The 16,429-nt window shown below is 73.4% G+C and carries 17 protein-coding genes; 2 read left to right on the forward strand and 15 right to left on the reverse strand.

Annotated elements, in window-relative coordinates; genetic code table 11:
- Positions 1 to 80: 80 nt before the first annotated feature.
- Both ACFSBI_RS06465 and ACFSBI_RS06470 read right to left on the reverse strand, forming a co-directional pair.
- A complete protein-coding gene (locus ACFSBI_RS06465) occupies positions 81 to 1,250 on the reverse strand; it encodes a hypothetical protein (protein WP_377933191.1) in 1,170 nt (389 codons plus the stop codon).
- Positions 1,225 to 3,222, reverse strand: a complete 1,998-nt coding sequence (locus tag ACFSBI_RS06470; protein WP_377933232.1) for a flagellar biosynthesis protein FlhA — start codon at positions 3,220 to 3,222, stop codon at positions 1,225 to 1,227. The genes ACFSBI_RS06465 and ACFSBI_RS06470 overlap by 26 nt, the downstream gene beginning before the upstream one ends.
- Before the next feature lie 774 nt (positions 3,223 to 3,996).
- Here ACFSBI_RS06470 and ACFSBI_RS06475 point away from each other — a divergent pair.
- The gene (locus ACFSBI_RS06475; RefSeq protein ID WP_377933193.1) at positions 3,997 to 4,791 is read left to right on the forward strand and encodes a glycosyltransferase; all 795 of its coding nucleotides are present in this window, start codon (positions 3,997 to 3,999) and stop codon (positions 4,789 to 4,791) included.
- 79 nt (positions 4,792 to 4,870) lie between these two features.
- Complete coding sequence (locus ACFSBI_RS06480) at positions 4,871 to 6,040, forward strand: MFS transporter (RefSeq protein ID WP_377933195.1); 1,170 nt, start codon at positions 4,871 to 4,873, stop codon at positions 6,038 to 6,040.
- 30 nt (positions 6,041 to 6,070) lie between these two features.
- Here the strand turns inward: ACFSBI_RS06480 and ACFSBI_RS06485 are convergent, their stop codons facing one another.
- The 13 genes from ACFSBI_RS06485 to ACFSBI_RS06545 all read right to left on the reverse strand — a co-directional run.
- On the reverse strand, positions 6,071 to 7,150 hold the full coding sequence (locus ACFSBI_RS06485) for an EscU/YscU/HrcU family type III secretion system export apparatus switch protein (protein WP_377933197.1): 1,080 nt from the start codon (positions 7,148 to 7,150) through the stop codon (positions 6,071 to 6,073).
- A gap of 124 nt (positions 7,151 to 7,274) precedes the next feature.
- The gene (locus ACFSBI_RS06490; RefSeq protein ID WP_377933199.1) at positions 7,275 to 8,045 is read right to left on the reverse strand and encodes a flagellar biosynthetic protein FliR; all 771 of its coding nucleotides are present in this window, start codon (positions 8,043 to 8,045) and stop codon (positions 7,275 to 7,277) included.
- Between the two features lie 10 nt (positions 8,046 to 8,055).
- Positions 8,056 to 8,331 (reverse strand): flagellar biosynthesis protein FliQ, encoded by a 276-nt coding sequence (fliQ, locus tag ACFSBI_RS06495; protein WP_377933201.1) that lies wholly within the window; start codon positions 8,329 to 8,331, stop codon positions 8,056 to 8,058.
- Positions 8,332 to 8,358: 27 nt separating this feature from the next.
- Complete coding sequence (gene fliP / locus ACFSBI_RS06500) at positions 8,359 to 9,216, reverse strand: flagellar type III secretion system pore protein FliP (protein WP_377933203.1); 858 nt, start codon at positions 9,214 to 9,216, stop codon at positions 8,359 to 8,361.
- Entirely contained in the window at positions 9,213 to 9,785 is a 573-nt protein-coding gene (locus ACFSBI_RS06505) for a FliO/MopB family protein (protein ID WP_377933204.1), read from the reverse strand. Before ACFSBI_RS06505 ends, fliP begins: the two co-directional genes overlap by 4 nt.
- 10 nt (positions 9,786 to 9,795) lie before the next feature.
- The gene (locus tag ACFSBI_RS06510; RefSeq protein ID WP_377933205.1) at positions 9,796 to 10,491 is read right to left on the reverse strand and encodes a FliM/FliN family flagellar motor switch protein; all 696 of its coding nucleotides are present in this window, start codon (positions 10,489 to 10,491) and stop codon (positions 9,796 to 9,798) included.
- Entirely contained in the window at positions 10,488 to 11,387 is a 900-nt protein-coding gene (locus ACFSBI_RS06515; protein WP_377933207.1) for a FliM/FliN family flagellar motor switch protein, read from the reverse strand. Before ACFSBI_RS06515 ends, ACFSBI_RS06510 begins: the two co-directional genes overlap by 4 nt.
- A 251-nt stretch (positions 11,388 to 11,638) precedes the next feature.
- Positions 11,639 to 12,628 (reverse strand): OmpA/MotB family protein, encoded by a 990-nt coding sequence (locus tag ACFSBI_RS06520; RefSeq protein WP_377933209.1) that lies wholly within the window; start codon positions 12,626 to 12,628, stop codon positions 11,639 to 11,641.
- A gap of 1 nt (position 12,629) precedes the next feature.
- Positions 12,630 to 13,454, reverse strand: coding sequence for a motility protein A (locus ACFSBI_RS06525; protein ID WP_377933211.1), 825 nt, complete (start codon positions 13,452 to 13,454; stop codon positions 12,630 to 12,632).
- Complete coding sequence (locus ACFSBI_RS06530; RefSeq protein WP_377933213.1) at positions 13,454 to 13,780, reverse strand: flagellar FlbD family protein; 327 nt, start codon at positions 13,778 to 13,780, stop codon at positions 13,454 to 13,456. Before ACFSBI_RS06530 ends, ACFSBI_RS06525 begins: the two co-directional genes overlap by 1 nt.
- A 155-nt stretch (positions 13,781 to 13,935) precedes the next feature.
- Positions 13,936 to 15,126, reverse strand: coding sequence for a flagellar hook protein FlgE (locus tag ACFSBI_RS06535; protein WP_377933215.1), 1,191 nt, complete (start codon positions 15,124 to 15,126; stop codon positions 13,936 to 13,938).
- Positions 15,127 to 15,255: 129 nt separating this feature from the next.
- Positions 15,256 to 15,678, reverse strand: a complete 423-nt coding sequence (locus tag ACFSBI_RS06540; RefSeq protein ID WP_377933217.1) for a flagellar hook capping FlgD N-terminal domain-containing protein — start codon at positions 15,676 to 15,678, stop codon at positions 15,256 to 15,258.
- Positions 15,679 to 15,694: 16 nt separating this feature from the next.
- Positions 15,695 to 16,429, reverse strand: a 735-nt coding sequence (locus ACFSBI_RS06545) for a flagellar hook-length control protein FliK (protein WP_377933219.1), incomplete at its 5' end; no start/stop codon positions are given.

Raw genomic sequence — 16,429 nt, forward strand, 5'->3', positions numbered from 1 at the left:
GGGGCCCCCGCCGGTCGAGGTGCGAGCGCAGCGAGCCTCGAGACCACCCCGGCCAGCGGGTGCAGCACGGCTCCGGGCTGCTAGCCCGCCAGCTGGCGCCAGGCTTCGGGCAGGCCGATCGTCTCGAGTGCCGCCGGCGACGTGCCGCGGGTGGCGCGGACGCTCGCGACCGCGTCGACCTGCAGGCGGCCGCGCAGGCGACCGGTCCAGTCGAGGGTGTGGTCGGGGTCGCGCTGCGCGTCCACCACCAGCCACGCCTGGTCGGAGTCGATCGACAGCAGGCCGGCGTGCCGCGGGTCGTCGAGGTCGATCGGCCCCTCCCCCAGCCCGTAGGCGACGATCACCGGCTGCTCGCTGCGCACCCCGTAGGCGCGCGCCGCGACCGCGCCGCGACGGTCGTCGACCCGGCGGCGGGTGTTGCCCTCCACCTCGCCGCCGTCGCAGACGTAGCCGCGCTGCAGCCGGTCGCGGACCGCTCGGGCGACGTGCACGGCGTCGTCGCCGAGCCCGACCAGCAGCAGCAGGTCGCCCGCCCGCGTGCGCTGCGGCGGCGGAGCGCCGGGCGTCGTCCTGCCGACGCGGGAGCGCGGGGTCGGGGTCGCCCACACGTACTCGCGCTCCGCCGCGAGCGCCTCCGCGGCCTCCTCGAGGGTCGGCGGCGTGATGACAGGGGCGGCCGTGGGCTTCGCCGGCACGGGCAGCCGGGCCGGGGCGCCGGACTCCGCGGCCTCGAGCGCGCGCAGCACCCGGTCCGGCGGCACGACGCGGGAGGGCGCGGTCGGGGTCGCCTTCAGCACCACGGGCTCCGGACGGCGGGCCTCCTGCCGACGCGCCGGCCGCGCGGGGGTGCCGCCGGGCTCCGTGGACGGCTCGACGTCGATGCGCAGCGAGTCGAGCACGCTCGCGAAGTCGCCGCCCTGCGTCGACAGCGACGCCTCGGCCGGCCGGCGCGCGGCCGGGTCGGCGCCGTGCAGGTGCGCGGGCCCGAGGTCCTGCGCGTCCGCGTCGTCGAGCAGCGCCGCGAGGCCCACCCGGGAGCGCATCGAGAACTCGTGCGCGCCCTCCGGCGCCGCGCGGTCCGGCAGCTCCACGACGACGTCGATCACTCGGCGCCCGAACAGCCCGCCGATGCCGCCGACGACCGACTCCTCGGTGTCGACGATGCGGGCGTCGGGCCCGTACTCCTTCGCGACCCTGGCGGCGAGGCCGGTCAGGGTCGGCTTCTCAAGCCGGAATCGAATCGAGGGCACGGACCACTCCCACGGTCTCGATGGTCACGTCGGCCGACGTGACCTCCTGGTACGACAGCACGGGCAGCCCGTTCGTCTGCGGGGCGACGAGCCGCCGCACCGCGGGCCGCAGCGCGGGCGCGCAGACGAGCACCGGCGACCAGCCGCGCACCTCCGCGTTCTGCACCGCCTGCCGGAGCGACTCGACGACCTGCGTCATCCGCTCCGGGGTCATGAGGATCTGCGTGCCGACCTCGGACGGCCGCAGGCCCTCGAGCATCGACTGCTCGAGCACCGGGTCGATCATCACGACGCGGAGCGTCCGCTCGTCGAGGTGCGGGGCGACCAGCACGGGGCCGAGCGCCGACCGGGCGGCCTCGATCAGCCCCTCCGGATCGGTCGAGACCTTCGCACGCAGCGTGAGCGCCTCGTAGATGCGGGGCAGGTCGTTGATCGGCACCTTCTCGGCGAGCAGGCCCTGCAGCACCCGGTGCACCTCCGCGAGGGTCATCAGCCCGGGGATCAGCTCCTCCACGACCGCGGGGCTGACCCGCTTGACCCCCTCCGTGAGCACGCGCACGTCCTCGCGGGACAGCAGGCGCCCCGCGTGGTCCGTGATCACGGCCGACAGGTGGGTGACGAGCACGGAGCCGCGGTCGATCACGGTGGCGCCGGTGATCTCGGCGGAGTGCCGCAGCTCGGCCGGGATCCACTTGCCCGCCAGCTGGAACACCGGCTCGATCGTCGGGGTGCCGGGCAGGCCGTCGAGCATGTCGCCGAGCGCGAGCACCTTGCCGGCGGGCGCGATCCCGCGGCCCGTCTCGACGCCCGCGACGCGGATGACGTAGGTCGACGGCGGCAGGTCGACGCTGTCGCGGGTGCGCACGGGCGGCACGACGACGCCGTACTCCATCGCGATGCGGCGCCGCAGCGACTTCACGCGGGCGAGCAGGTCGTCGCTGACGCCCGAGACGAGGTCGACGAGGTCCGGCGCCAGCTGCACCTCGAGGGCGTGGACGCGCATCTGCTCCATCAGCTCCTCGGGGCTGTCCGACGGCGCCGTCTGCTGCTCGACCGCCGCGGCCTGCGCGTCGGCGGCGGTCTTCGCGTCCTCCGCCTTCTTCATGCGCCACGCGGCGACGAGCAGGGTGCCGCCGACGAGCAGGAAGGGGATGATCGGCATGCCCGGGATCAGCGCCATCAGGATCGCGGCGACGCCGGTGATCGTCAGCGCGAGGCGGGACTGCGTCAGCTGCGCGCCCGCGTCGCGGCCGAGCTCGGAGTCCGAGTTCGAGCGGGTGACGATCATGCCGGTGGACACGGCCATGAGCAGTGCCGGGATCTGCGCGGTCAGGCCGTCGCCGATCGTCAGCAGCGTGTAGCGGTTCACCGCCTCGACGACGGGCATGCCCTGCATGAGGACGCCCATCGCGATGCCGCCGACGATGTTCACGAGCACGATCACGATGCCCGCGATCGCGTCGCCCTTCACGAACTTGCTGGCGCCGTCCATCGCGCCGTAGAAGTCGGCCTCGGCGCTGACCTCGCGGCGGCGCTGCCGGGCCTCCTCCTCGGTGATGAGGCCGGCGTTCAGGTCCGCGTCGATCGCCATCTGCTTGCCGGGCATCGCGTCGAGGGTGAAGCGCGCGCCGACCTCGGCGACGCGCTCCGCGCCCTTCGTGACGACGATGAACTGGATGACGACGAGGATCAGGAAGACGACGGCGCCGATGATGATCGAACCGCCGACCGCGACGGACCCGAACGCGTGGATGACCTCGCCGGCGTAGCCCTGACCGAGCACGAGGCGGGTCGACGCGACGTTGAGACCGAGGCGGAACAGCGTCGCGATCAGCAGCAGCGAGGGGAAGACGCTGAAGTCGAGCGGCTTCCTCGCGAACATCGTCGTCAGCAGGATCACGAGCGCGAACAGGATGTTCACGACGATCAGCAGGTCGAGCAGGAAGGCCGGGATCGGCACGACCAGCAGCATGATGATCGCGACGAGGCCGAGCGGCACCGCGATCGCGGTCAGGGTGCGGGCGAGCTCAGGACGTCGCACTGCTCCCCCTCACGGCATCCGCGCCGGCGGGCGCCGGACGCCCCCATCCTGGGCGCCACCCGTCCGCGGGGGCCGTCGCGCCACACCCCCCGCTCGGGGGTCGTCGCGCAGCAGGCCGCCTGCGCGGGCCCCCTCCGACGGGAGGAGCGCCGCCTGCAGCCGATGCGACCCTCCGTGCAGGCGCCGCGTGTTCCGGGGCCCCGGGCACCGCGGTGCCGCAGCGTCGCCGCGTGACCTCCGTCCTCCTCGCCGCCGTCGCCGAGCTCGGCGCGGCGCAGCACCTGCCGAGCATCGCGGAGGCGCTCCTCGCCCGCGGGCACCGGGTCTCGGTCGTGTCCGGGGAGGTCGCCCGACGGCACCTCGCCCATCTCGACGTCGAGTTCCACGCGGCGCCGGAGCCGCCGCGGCCCGAGCTGCTGCAGACCCTGCCGCCGATGCTCCAGCGCGCCCGGCAGGTCTACGCCCGGGTGCAGCAGATGGTCATCGATCCGCTGCCGCAGCAGTGGCCGGTCGTCCGCCGGGTGCTGGAGGACGCCGCGGTCGACGTGGTCGTCACCGACCCGCTCTTCACCGCCGCTGCCGGGCTCTGCTTCACCCCGCGCGAGCAGCGCCCCCCCGGTCGTCCTCGTCGGCTTCTACCCGCCCTGGATCCCCGACCCGGCGCTCGCGCCGTACGGCCTCGGCGCGGCGCCGATCGACGCCGGCATGGGCGGGCACCTGCTCGGCGCCGCGCTCGAGCTGGCGGCGGCGCCGGCCTACTCCGCCCTGACGCGCGCCTACAACCGGCAGATCGAGCGGACCTTCGGCGTCCGGCTGCGCGGCGACCTCCGCGCCTCGCCGCGCCACGGCGACGCCTGGGTGCAGCTCACCGTGCCACGGTTCGAGTACCCGCGCACGGCGCTGCCCCGCGAGCTCCGGTTCATCGGACCGCTGCGACCGCCCGCGAGCGACCCGGTGCCCGAGTGGTGGGACCCCCGCCGCGAGCCGCCGGTCGTCGCGGTCCGCGCCGACGGCGCCACGGCGCTCCGGGACCTCGTGCTGCCGACGATCCGCGCGTTCGGCGGCGCCGAGGAGACGGTCGTCATCGCCGGCACCGCGAGGTGCGAGGTGGAGGCGGTGCACGACGGGCCGCTGCCCGGGAACGTCCACTTCGAGGAGCGCATGCCCTGGTCCCGGCTCATCGCCCGGCGCAGCGTCGTCGTGTCCGACGGGGACTACCTGCACAGCCAGCACGCGCTGCGCTTCGGGATCCCCCTCGTCACCGCCGGCACGCTCGAGACCGATGTGGAGACCGCTGCACGGGTCGCCTGGTCGGGCGCCGGGGTGAACCTCCGGCAGCGCCGCCCGTCACCCGACGACCTCCGCGAGGCCGTGCTGCGCATCCGCGAGGACGACGCGTACCGGCTCGCGGCGGCGCGCATCGCCGCGCAGATCGCGACGACCGACGCGGAGGGCGCCATCTGCGCGCTCGTCGAGGAGCACGCCGCGGCGCGGATCTGAACGGCGGCCGATGGACCCCGCAGGCGCCGCGGCGTAGCGTCCTCGGGCGGACGGGCGGCGCCCGATACGGGGGTCGCGGGTGACGGATGCACGACGCCGCGCGCTCGCGCTCGGCGCGCTCGCGATCTCGACGTTCACCTACGTCACGACCGAGACGCTACCGATCGGCGTCCTGCCCGGCATCGCCCGCGGGTTCGACGTCGACACCGCGACCGTCGGGCTGCTCGTCGGCGCCTACGCGCTCGTCGTCGTGCTCGCCACGGTGCCCCTCGCCCGGCTCACGGCCCGCGTGCCGCGCCGGGCGCAGCTGCTGCTGCTCCTGACGCTGCTGGTCGTCGCGAACCTCGGCAGCGCGCTCGCCCCGGCGTTCGGCCTCCTCGTCGCCGCCCGGGTGGTCGCCGCGCTCAGCCACGCGCTGTTCTGGGCCGTCGTCGGGCCGACCGCCGCCTCCCTCGCCCGGCCCGGCGCGCGGGGCCGGGCCCTCGCCGCCGTGTACGCGGGCCAGTCGATCGGCGTGGTCCTCGGGGTCCCGCTCGGCACGCTGCTCGGCGAGGTCGTCGACTGGCGCGCCGCATTCGGCGGGGCGGCCGCGCTGGGGCTGGTCGCGCTCGCAGTCGCGGCGGCGACGCTGCCGCACGTCAGCCGCGCGGACGACGTCGCCTCCACCGGCTCCGAGCCGAGCGGCCCGCGCTACGCGGTCCTCGTCGGCACGACCGTGCTCGTCGCGACCGGGGCGCTGCTCGCCTTCACCTACGTCACGCCGTTCCTCATCGACGTCACCGGCGTGCCGCCGACCGCGGTCAGCGCCGTCCTCCTGGTGCGGGGTGCGGCGGGGCTCGTCGCCGTGCTCGTCTCCGGCCGCTTCATCGACCGGCACCCGCGCCGCGTCATGCTGACCGCGACGGGCCTCCTCGTCGTCGGCCTCTCGGTGCAGTGCCTGGGCCGGGAGCAGGCGCTCGTCGCGACCGCGGGCCTCGCCCTCGTCGCCGCCGGGATGTCGGCGTTCACGACGGGGCTGAGCACGCGGGTGCTGACGGTCGCCCCGGGCTCCACCGACGTCGCCGCGGGCGGCACCTCGACGGCGTTCAACGTCGGCATCATGGCGGGTTCGTCGACGGGCGGCGCGCTGCTGGCGGTCGTGGGCCTCGCCGGGCTCCCGCTCGTCGGCGTCGCCTTCACGGGCGCGGCGCTGCTGCTGCTCGCCGCCGAACCGCGGCTCGTCCGCGGCCGCAGACCCGTCCCGGCCTGATCCCTCGCGGATCCGCGAGGACCGGGAGGGTCAGGAGGCGAGGCGGTGCACCCCGAGCGCGGCGCCGCGCCGCTTCAGGGACATGACGAACGCGAGCACGCGGGCGACCTGCGTGTAGAGCTCCTCCGGGATCTCCTGCCCGACGTCGCACGCCTTGTACAGCGCGCGGGCGAGCGGGATGTCCTGCACCATCGGCACCCGGTGCTCCGAGGCCTTCTCGCGGATGCGGGCGGCGACCTCGCCCGCGCCCTTCGCGATCACCCGCGGCGCGGCCTTGCCCGGCTCGTACTTCAGCGCGACGGCGACGTGCGTCGGGTTCAGCATCACGACGTCGGCGCCGCCGATCGCGGCCATCATCCGGTTGCGCGACATCGCGATCTGCCGGCTGCGGCGCTGCTGCCGGATGTGGGGGTCGCCCTCGGTGCTCTTCGCCTCGTCCTTGACCTCCTGCCGCGTCATCATCGTGTGCTTGCGGTTGCGCTGCACGACGACGAGCACGTCGACCGCGCCGAGCGCGATGCCCGCGACGATGGCCGCCTGCAGGATCGTGCCGACGACGCCGGAGGCCGCGTCGACGACGGCGGAGACCGGCAGCGCGCCCGAGGCCGCGAGCAGCGGCAGCGCGCCCTGGATCGCGGCCCAGAGCGCGATGCCGACGACGCCGGTCTTCAGGAGCGCCTTCGCGCCCTCCCAGAGCGCCTGCTTGCCGACCAGGCGCCCCGCGCCCTTGACCACGTCGAACTGCTCGAACTTCGCCTTCAGCTTCTTCGTGCGGATGCCGCCGGAGGCGAGCGAGCCCGCGATGGCACCGACGACCGACGCCGCGAGCAGCGGGGCGACGACGCCGGGGATCACCGCGAAGGCGGCCGTGAACGTGTCCTGCGCGCGCTCCGCGGTCGGGTCGAGGATCACGGCCCGCAGCCCGAGCACCAGGTCGGTGGTCGCCTTCGACCCGGCGCCGACGACGATCGGCAGGGTCAGCGCCGCCGCGGCCATCGACATCCAGCCCGCCATGTCGCGGGACGACTGCAGGCGACCCTCCTTGCGGGCCTCCTCCATCCGCTTCGGGGTGGCCTGCTCGGTCCTTTCGCCGGAGGGTTCGTCCGCCATCAGTCACCTCCCCGGGAGCCCAGCAGCAGGACTTGCGCCCCGCAGCAGGAGATGCGCCGGGCCGATGTCCTGCCGCAGGGCCGACGTCCTGCTGCAGGGATCGACGCCGAGGGCGACCCGCCGTTCACGTGACCGCCCCCATCAGCGCGAGGGCGTCGTCGACCAGGGCGGTGACGATGCGCGGGAGCGCGAGGAAGATCGACCCGGCCGCGAGCAGGGTGATGAGGATCTTCAGCGGGAAGCCGAGCGAGAAGGCGTTCAGCGCCGGTGCGACGCGGGTGAGCAGGCCGAGGCCGACGTCGGCGAGGAACAGCACGACCACGATCGGGCCCGCGATCTGCACGGCGGAGAGGAACAGCTGGCCGACCCCCGGCAGCAGCAGGCGGCCGACGTCCCGGTCGAACAGCCCCGTGACCGGCAGCGCCTCGAAGGTGCGGAACAGCCCGCCGAGCACCAGCTCCGCTCCCCCGCTGACGAACAGCAGCCCGAGCGCGACCATCTGCATCAGGCGCGTCATCTGCGCGCCGTTCACGTTCATCATCGGGTCGAACGCCTGGCTCAGCTGGAAGCCCGCGAACAGGTCGATGAGGCTTCCGGCGGACTGGATCGCGGAGAACACGACGAGCACCAGGAAGCCGAGCAGCGCCCCGGTGACCAGCTGGCTGATCAGCGCGAGCACGAACGCGCCCGTCTCCAGCTGCGCGGACATGCCCTGCGCGGCGTGCGGCGCCACGAGGATCGACAGCGCGACGGCGAGCATCGCCTTGATCCGCAGCGGGATCGCGCTGAACGAGAACGGCGGCGCGAGCACGAGGAAGGCCGTGATCCGCACCGCCGCGAGCATCGCCGCCTCGATGAAGGCGCCGTTCAGGCCGATCGTGCCGAGCGTGCCCATCAGCCGCGGCTCACTTCGAGTCGAGGTACGTCGGCAGCAGCTCGAACAGCTGGTGCGTGAACGTCACCGCCTCGCTGATCATCCAGTGGCCGCAGACGATCAGCGCGATGGCGACGGCGATCGCCTTCGGCACGAACGAGAGCGTCGCCTCCTGGATCTGCGTGATCGACTGGAAGACGCTGATCGCGAAGCCGACGACGAGCGCGGTGACGAGCAGCGGCGCGGACAGCTCCGCGGCGAGGATCAGCGCCCGCAGCGCGAGGTCGACGACCATGCTCTCGCTCATGACACTGCCTGGCTCATCGGTCGCGCCTCACGTGTTGTAGCTCTGCACGAGCGACGTGATGATCAGGCCCCAGCCGTCGACGAGGACGAAGAGCAGGATCTTGAACGGCAGCGCGATCATCGTCGGCGGCAGCATCATCATGCCCATCGCCATCAGGCCGGACGAGACGACCAGGTCGATGACGAGGAACGGCACGAAGATGACCAGGCCGATGATGAAGGCGGCTCGCAGCTCGGACAGCATGAAGGCCGGCACCACCGTGAAGAACGGCGTGGAGGCGGCGTTCGCAGGGTTCGGCTGGTGCGCGGCCCGCGTCATCAGCGCGATGTCGCTCTCGCGGGTGTGCTGCAGCATGAAGTGCTGCAGGGGTCCCGCGGCGCGGGCGATCGCGTCGCCGAACTCGAGGTTCCCGTCGAGGAACGGTGTCAGCGCCTCCTTGTTCACCTGGTCGAGCACCGGCCACATGATGAAGAGGGAGAGGAACAGCGCGAGCCCGGCGAGCACCTGGTTCGGCGGGATCGTGTTCAGCCCGAGCGCGTTCCGCGTCATCGCGAGGACCACGAAGATCTTCGTGAACGACGACATCATCAGCAGCAGCGCGGGCGCGATCGACAGCAGGGTGATCGCGATGAGCACCGTGATCGAGTCGTTCGGCGCGTTGTTCGGGCCGCTGATCTTCACGGTGACCCCGCCGGTCGGGCTCGGCGTCGGCACCGACGGGTTCGTCGGCATCGGCGCCGCTGACGCCGCCTGCGGAGCGACGAGCACGAGCCAGGCGATCGCGAGCAGCGCGAAGGCGACGAGGGCGAGCTGCGGCGCGTGGTCGCGCAGCCACCGGCGCGCGGAGGGCTGCGAGGACCGCGCGACGGGCGCGGCGGCGCTCACCGCGCCCGTCGCAGCGCGTCGCGGGTCTGCTTCCACGTCGCGGGAGACAGCACGGAGCCGGCGAGCGGGCCGCCCTGCGCCTGCGTGCGCCGCTGCTCGGCCTCGCGGAGCGCGCGCCGGGTGGCCGGCACGGGGGCGTCGGCGCGGGTGATCGCGAGGGTCTGGGTCACGGGTCCGTGCGGTGCGTCGGCGGCGCCGTGCACCAGCACGGGCACGTCACCGGTCGAGATGGTGACGGTCCGCAGCTCCTGCTCGAACCGCGCGACGGTGACCGGCTGGGTGGAGACCAGGCGCGGCTCGACCGCGTCGGGCGCGGCGCCCAGGGTGTCGAGCACCGTCACCGCGTGCTCCGTGACGCCGAGCAGGTAGCGGCGCCCGCCCGCCTCCACGACCGCCACGCCCGCCTTGGCGCCGAGGCCCTGCCGGGCGACGACGGCGATCTGCCGCTCCCGGCCGGAGCCGCCCAGCTGCCGCTTGGTCACCCAGCGGTGCAGCAGCAGCAGCGCGCCGAAGACGGCGCCGAGGCCGACGACGACGCGCAGCGCCAGGATCACGGTGTCGAAGTCCACCGGCCGCCCCTCAGCCGCCGTCCGCGGTGTCGAGCACCTCGGTGACCCGGACCGCGAACCGTCGGTCGACGACCACGATCTCGCCGTGGGCGATCATCCGGCCGTTCAGGAACACGTCCGCCTCGCTGCCGACCGCGCGGTCCAGCTCGATGACGGTGCCGGGCTGCGCGTCGAGCAGCTCCTGCACCGACACGACGGCGCGGCCGATCTCCACCGACAGCGTCATCTGCACCGTGCTGATGCGGCCGAGCCGGCTCGAGACGTCGCGGAAGCCGCGGGGCGGAGCGGGGGTCCGGAGCGCCACGGCGAACCAGCCGGCGACGCCCTCCTCCCCGATCAGGTCGAAGACGACGGCGTCCGCGGACTGGAACAGGCTGGCCGGGACCCCGTCGGCGGCGTCGCCCAGCTGCCCCCCGCCGATGACGTCGGTCGCGGCCTCGAGCGCCGGGCGGAGCACGTCGCCGAGGCGCACGCGGTCCCCGCCGCCGCCCGCCGCGATCAGCTCGGTGCGGTCGAGCAGGATGACCGCGAGGTCCGCGGAGCGCGGGCCCACGTATGTCGCGGACACGCCCGACTCGAGCACCTGCATCGGCACGGGGTCGCTGCCGTGCGGCTGCGCGAGCAGCGGTGCGCCGGGCAGGTTGGCGACGAGGGCGTCGGCGACCGCCGCCTCGTCGGTGGCGCGGCCGGTGGCGGTGAGGCTCATTCGGGGCTCCCTCCGTCGGACTCGACGACGATGCAGGCGAGCCGGTCGCCGTTGCTGCCGACCGCGACGCGCAGCACGGGCGCGCCGTCGGCCTCGACGACGAGCGGGTGGTGCGCGAGGTGCGCGAGCGGGATGAGGTCCCCGACCGCGAGGTCGAGGACGGTCGACGGTCCGACGGGCGTCTCGTCGAAGCGGAGCGCGACCTCGATCGGCGCGACGGCGAGATGCCGGCTGAGCAGCGCCTGCACCTCCGCCGCGTCCTGCTTGGGCGCGACCGCGCCCAGCGCCTCGAGCGCGAGCGGGACGGGGATCGCGAGGCCGAGCCGCCCGCGCTCCCCGCGGCGGAGCGTTCCGACGACGACGGTGACGGCCAGCTCGTCCGGGTCGCAGACCGCCCCGGCGCCCGCGCCGAACGACTCCACGACGGCCCGCGGCAGCAGGCCGTCGGTGGCGTCGTGCAGCTCGGCGAGGTGCTCGTCGACGACCCGCCAGGCGAGCGCGCGCTCGATCGCGGAGAGCGGAGTGTCGAGATCGAGCGCGGCCCCGGACGCGCCGATCATGCGCGCCGCCCAGTAGCGGGCCTCGGCGAGCGGCACCCGGTAGACCACGCGGTGGTCGCCCGCGTGCGCGACGGCCTCGAGCGCCGGCGGGCCCTCGGGAGCGAGGAACGCGGCGTGCGTCTGGACGCGGGACGGCGCGGTCGCGACGTCGACGACCGCACGCGTCTTCGCGGTGATCTGCGTGCCGACCTGCCGGCCCCACGCCTCCAGCGCCGAATCGAGGCGGTCGCGGGCGTCGGCCGACAGCAGCTCCGGGCTCGCGAAGTCGTACGGCTGCACGTCGAGCACGGAGCCGGGTGCATGCACCCGTCCGCCCGCGGTCGATCGTGTCGTCACGCTCGTATGGTGCTAGGCGCCCCCCGATCCGGGGGTGCGCCACTCCGTCTTTCTCGGAGTGCCCGCGCCGCGACCGGCTTCGCCGGCCCCGTCACGGCCCCTGCGGCTCCGCTGGCGCTCCGCCGCGGCCTCTCGGCGGCATGAGCCGCCGGGGCGCTCACGCGCCCTTCTCGCTCCTGCTGTGCGTCCCTGCCGCGACCCGCGCTGTTCTTCTCGGAGCGCCCTTCTCGCTTCTGCTGGGCGGCCCCTGGTCAGTGGCCGGAGGACTTCGTCTCCACGTGGGACGCGTCCTTCGCCGGGGCGGAGTCGTGACCGCTCGAGCTCGCTCCCTGACCGCTCGAAGCCGCTTCGCCGTGCCCGCTCGAGGAGGACGAGCCGTGGTCGCTCGAGCTCGTCGCGCCGTGGTCGCTCGACGAGGACTCGCCGTGGCCGCCCGACGACGACTTCCCGTGCCCGCCCGAGGAGGACTCGCCGTGCCCCGACGAGGAGGCGGTCGACGTCTCCGCTGCAGGCACGCTCGCGACCTGCACCGTGTGCAGCACGATGTCGACGCGGCGGTTGTGCTCGATCGCCTTCTGCGACGTGCCCTTCTTCGCGTGCTCCGACCCGAAGGAGACGACCGAGACGTTCGCCGGATCGACCGCGTCGTGCGACGTCAGCCACGCCCGCACGCTGTTCGCCCGCGCGCTCGCCAGGTTCCAGTCGTCGCCCCACCGGCCCGCCGAGCCGCGCGGGTCCGCGTGGCCCTCGATGGTGACCTCGCCCGCGTGCTTCTCGAGCGTCGGCGACAGCTTCTTCAGCACCGACAGCGCGTTCCTCGACAGGTCCGCGTCGTTGCCCTCGAAGTACGTGCTCGAGCCGACCAGCGAGATCGTGATCGAGTTCGTGCCCGTCTGCACCTTCACCTTCGCGCCGAGCCCCGCGGCCTTCAGCTCGTCGGTGATCTCCTTCGAGACCTGCATCAGCGCGATGGTGCTGTTCGAGAAGCCGGCGCCGTCCTTCGAGACGAACTGCTTCGGCACGATCGCCTTGTTCTCGTCGAGCTTCGCCGTCTTCGTCACCCCGAAGCCCGTCGCGAGCGAGTTCTTCAGCTCGTCGAACTTCTTCTGGTCGACCGTCGACATCGCGTACAGCACGATGAACAGCGCCATCAGCACCGTGATCATGTCCGCGTAGGACACGAGCCAGCGCTCGTCGACGTGGTGCTCCTCGTGAGCGTGCTTCTTGCGCCGCCCCGACACGTCAGGCCGCCGCTTCGGCCGGGGCGCCCTTCGCCTTCGCGCCGCCCTTCGCCGCACCCTTGGCCGCCGCCTTCGGGCGGTCGCCGACGGGCAGCATCGCCGTGAGCTTGTCGTTCAGCGCACGCGGCTGCACGCCCTCCTGGATCGCGAGGACGCCCTCGGTCAGCACCGTGAGGCGCTCCGACTGCAGGTCGGTCATCTTGCCGATGCGGCCGCCGATCGGCAGCCAGATCAGGTTCGCCGACAGGACGCCCCACAGGGTCGCGACGAACGCGGCGGCGATGGAGTGGCCGAGGCTGGACGGGTCGTCGAGGTTCTCGAGCACGTGCGTCAGCGAGACGACCGTGCCGAGGATGCCGACGGTCGGCGCGTAGCCGCCGAGCGCCGCGTAGAACTTCGCCGCGGACCGGCCGCCCTTCTCCGCGGCTGCGGCCTCGTCCTCGAGCAGGGTGCGGAGGTCGTCCGGGTCCATGCCGTCGGCGACGTTCTGCAGCGCCGTCTTCAGGAACGGGTCCTTGATCTCGGCCGCCTTCGCCTCGAGGGCGAGCAGGCCGTCCTTCCGCGCGAGCTCCGCGAGCTCGACGAGCTGCGCGACGTCCTTGCCCGGCTTCAGGTTCTTGTAGAGCATCGCCTTCGGGATCATCGCGAGGGACGCGATGGAGTCCGGCAGCGTGGTCGACGCGATGGCCGCGCCGATCGCCCCGCCGAAGACGAGGATCATCGGCGCCGGCAGGATGAGGCTCATCGGGTTCGCGCCCTCCATGAGGGCCATCACGATGAGCGCGCCGATGGCGACGACGATGCCGCCGAGGGTCGCCGGATCCATCAGATCCTGCCGATCGGGCGGGTCGGAGCCTTGGCGCCGTCGACCACGCCGAAACGGCGCGTTCCCCTCGACGGCGCAGGAACGGCGGCTGGAGCGTCGAAGTGCATCGAGTGCGCGAGCGCGATGACGCGCGCACGGTAGTGCGCGATCTCGTCGATGACCTCGTCGACCGTCTCGGTCACGATGAACGTGGTCCCGTCGACGAGCACGACCGACGTGTCCGGCGACTCCTGGATCCGTTCGACCAGATCCGGATTCACGGCGAACGTCGTGCCGTTCAGGCGCGTCAGCTGAATCACGTCTTCCCCCATCCGTGGGACCGGCACGGCGCCATCCGTGGCACCGCTTCCGCCGTCAGGAACGACAATCGGCCGCCGACGGTGTCCCGTCAGGCGGCCGATGTCCCCACTTCGCGGCGGGGTTTCATCTCGTAGGCAGATCTCGCGATTCGGTCCAGATCTGCCTACGAAATGAAACGGGATCAGCGCTTCAGCTGGGTGAGCTCCTGCAGGATCTCGTCCGAGGTGGTGATGATGCGGGCGTTCGCCTGGAAGCCGCGCTGCGCGACGATCAGGTTCGTGAACTCCTGGCTGAGGTCGACGTTCGACGCCTCGAGCGCGCCCGCCGTGATCGCGCCGAAGCCGTCGCTGCCGGCGACGCCGAACTTCGGGGCGCCGGAGTTGATCGACTCGGTGAACGAGGTGCTGCCCGCCTTCTCGAGGCCGTTCGGGTTCTGGAACGTCGAGAGGGCGAGGCGGGCGAGCGGCACCGTGTCGCCGTTCGAGAACGTCCCGGTCAGCGTGCCGTCCGCGCCCATCGTGTAGCTGAGCAGCGTGCCCGCCTGGTTGCCGTTCTGGTCCGCGAAGGTCGCCGTGTTGAGCCCCGCGTAGCCGGACATGCCGCTGAAGTCGAGCGTGATGCCGTCCCCCGTGGTCTTCACCGAGTCCGAGCCGGTCGCGAGCTTGCCGTTGACGAAGGTCAGCGTGCCCGTCGCCGCCGCCGTGGCGCCGTCGTCGTCGGAGGCCACGTAGTCGTAGGCGCCAGCGGTGGTCGCCGAGGGCGTGAACTTCACCGTCAGCGTCTTGGTCGACCCGTCGGCCGCGTAGACCGGGATGTCGCGGCTGAAGGCGGCGGTGCCGTCGACCGGGATGTTGCCGGTGAGCGTCGCCTTCGTCGTCTGCGTCGCCTTGGTGACGCCGGCGGAGTTCAGCGTGATCGGCCCCGGCGTCAGGCCGGGGTTCACCTGGCCGTCGACCGCGGTCCAGCCCTGCACGAGCGCGCCGCCGGCGGTCGCGAGCCGGCCCTCGGAGTCGAAGTGGAACGAGCCGTTGCGGGTGTACAGCGTCTGCGAGCCGATCTTCGTCGTGAAGTAGCCGTCGCCCGAGATCATCGTGTCGAGGTTGCTGCCCGTCGACTGCTGCGAGCCCTGCGTCAGCGCCATCGACACGTCCGCGACGCGGACGCCGAGGCCGATCTGGCTCGGGTTGGTACCGGCCTTGTACGACTGCGCGAGGCCCGCTGACTGCAGGGTCTGGCTCAGGGTGTCCTCGAAGTGCACGGCGGACGACTTGAAGCCGACCGTGTTCACGTTCGCGATGTTGTTCGAGGTGACGTCGAGCATCGTCTGCTCGGCGCGGAGGCCGGAGATGCCGGCGTAGAGGGAGCGGAGCATGCGTGGTGTCCTGTTCGGAACGGCGCGGTGCGAGCGGTCGCTCGATCGCGGTGCTGGGGCCGTCCTGGCCGGGAGTTCGCCGTCATGGCTCGTGTTCGGTTGTGGGGTCGCCGCGGAACGCGGCGGGTCTTACGCGGCGGAGATCGTCGTGACCGCGCTGAGGGCGACCGTCTGGTCGCCGACCTTCAGCTGCGGCCCGTTCGTGCTGTCGAAGGTGACCGAGGTCACCTTCCCGGACTGCGTCGCGCCGTCCGCTCCGGTCCAGGTCACCTGCTCGCCGATGACGTTCGCCGCGGAGGTGCGCTGCTGCAGCGAGTAGGTGTCCGAGGTGGTCTGCGTCAGCTTCGTCAGCTGCTCCATGGAGGCGAGCTGACTGGTCTGCGCGATCATCTGCGTCGAGTCCATGGGGCTCGACGGGTCCTGGTTCGCCAGCTGCGTGGTGAGCAGCTTGAGGAAGAGCTCGCTGTTGTACTGCTGCGAGGTGGGACGCGTGCTCGCGCCGACCTGCAGCGAGGTGCCCTGCGGTGCGGCGGGCGCGATCGTGTTCGTCATCGCGGTGCTCCTTCGATCAGGCCAGCACGTCGAGCAGGGCGGTGCTCGACCGGACGGGACGGGGGGCGGACGGGGTCGCGGCGGTCTCACGCGCGGCGGCGCCCTGCGGCTGCCAGGTCGGCCGGGCCTCGCGGCCGCCGCCGCTCGCGCCGAGGTCGCGCTGCCCCTGCGGCTGCTGCTGCGGGGCGTCGCCGGTGCCGAGCGACAGCGTGGTGCTCGTGCCGGCGGCGTCCGCGCCGGGGTCGCGGCGCAGGTCGCTGAGCATCGACTTCAGGGCGTCGCGCCCGTCGGCGTTGGGCGCGAACAGCTGCACGTCGAGGTCGCCGTGCGCCACGTGGGCGTGCACGGTGACCGGGCCGAGGTTCTCCGGCGTCACCTTGACGATGACGACGTGCTCGCCGTCCGGCGCGGATTGCAGCAGCACGATCGGCTCTGCCAGCTGCTGCGGCAGCGTCGGCGTCGCGGGCGGCGCCGACGGTGCGGCGGGAGCGACGGATGCCGCGGGCTGCGCACCGACCGCGCTCGACAGCGCCGCGGTGAAGGGCTGCGTCTGGGCGCCGTCGGCGGCCGGCGCGGTGGAGGAGCCGGCGGCGTCGGGGGCGGCCGTTCGCGGCGTTGAAGCCGCCGCGGAGGCCTGCGCCGCGCCGACGACCACGGGCTGCACGGCGGCCGCCGGAGCTCCGGGCGCCGCGTCCTGTCGAGCGGGAGCCGCCGGAGGAGCGGGGGCAGGCGCGACGGTCGCGGCGGCGAG

The sequence above is a fragment of the Amnibacterium endophyticum genome (assembly GCF_042680685.1).
Taxonomy (GTDB): domain Bacteria; phylum Actinomycetota; class Actinomycetes; order Actinomycetales; family Microbacteriaceae; genus Amnibacterium; species Amnibacterium endophyticum.

Coding starts and splice junctions, on each gene's coding strand:
- ACFSBI_RS06470 (WP_377933232.1), bottom strand. CDS start 3,222: ATGCTGCTGGTCGTGCCGATCCCGGCCTTCCTGCTCGACCTGCTGATC.
- ACFSBI_RS06475 (WP_377933193.1), top strand. CDS start 3,997: ATGGGCGGGCACCTGCTCGGCGCCGCGCTCGAGCTGGCGGCGGCGCCG.
- ACFSBI_RS06485 (WP_377933197.1), bottom strand. CDS start 7,150: ATGGCGGACGAACCCTCCGGCGAAAGGACCGAGCAGGCCACCCCGAAG.
- ACFSBI_RS06490 (WP_377933199.1), bottom strand. CDS start 8,045: ATGGGCACGCTCGGCACGATCGGCCTGAACGGCGCCTTCATCGAGGCG.
- fliQ (WP_377933201.1), bottom strand. CDS start 8,331: ATGAGCGAGAGCATGGTCGTCGACCTCGCGCTGCGGGCGCTGATCCTC.
- ACFSBI_RS06510 (WP_377933205.1), bottom strand. CDS start 10,491: ATGAGCCTCACCGCCACCGGCCGCGCCACCGACGAGGCGGCGGTCGCC.
- ACFSBI_RS06525 (WP_377933211.1), bottom strand. CDS start 13,454: ATGGATCCGGCGACCCTCGGCGGCATCGTCGTCGCCATCGGCGCGCTC.
- ACFSBI_RS06535 (WP_377933215.1), bottom strand. CDS start 15,126: ATGCTCCGCTCCCTCTACGCCGGCATCTCCGGCCTCCGCGCCGAGCAG.
- ACFSBI_RS06540 (WP_377933217.1), bottom strand. CDS start 15,678: ATGACGAACACGATCGCGCCCGCCGCACCGCAGGGCACCTCGCTGCAG.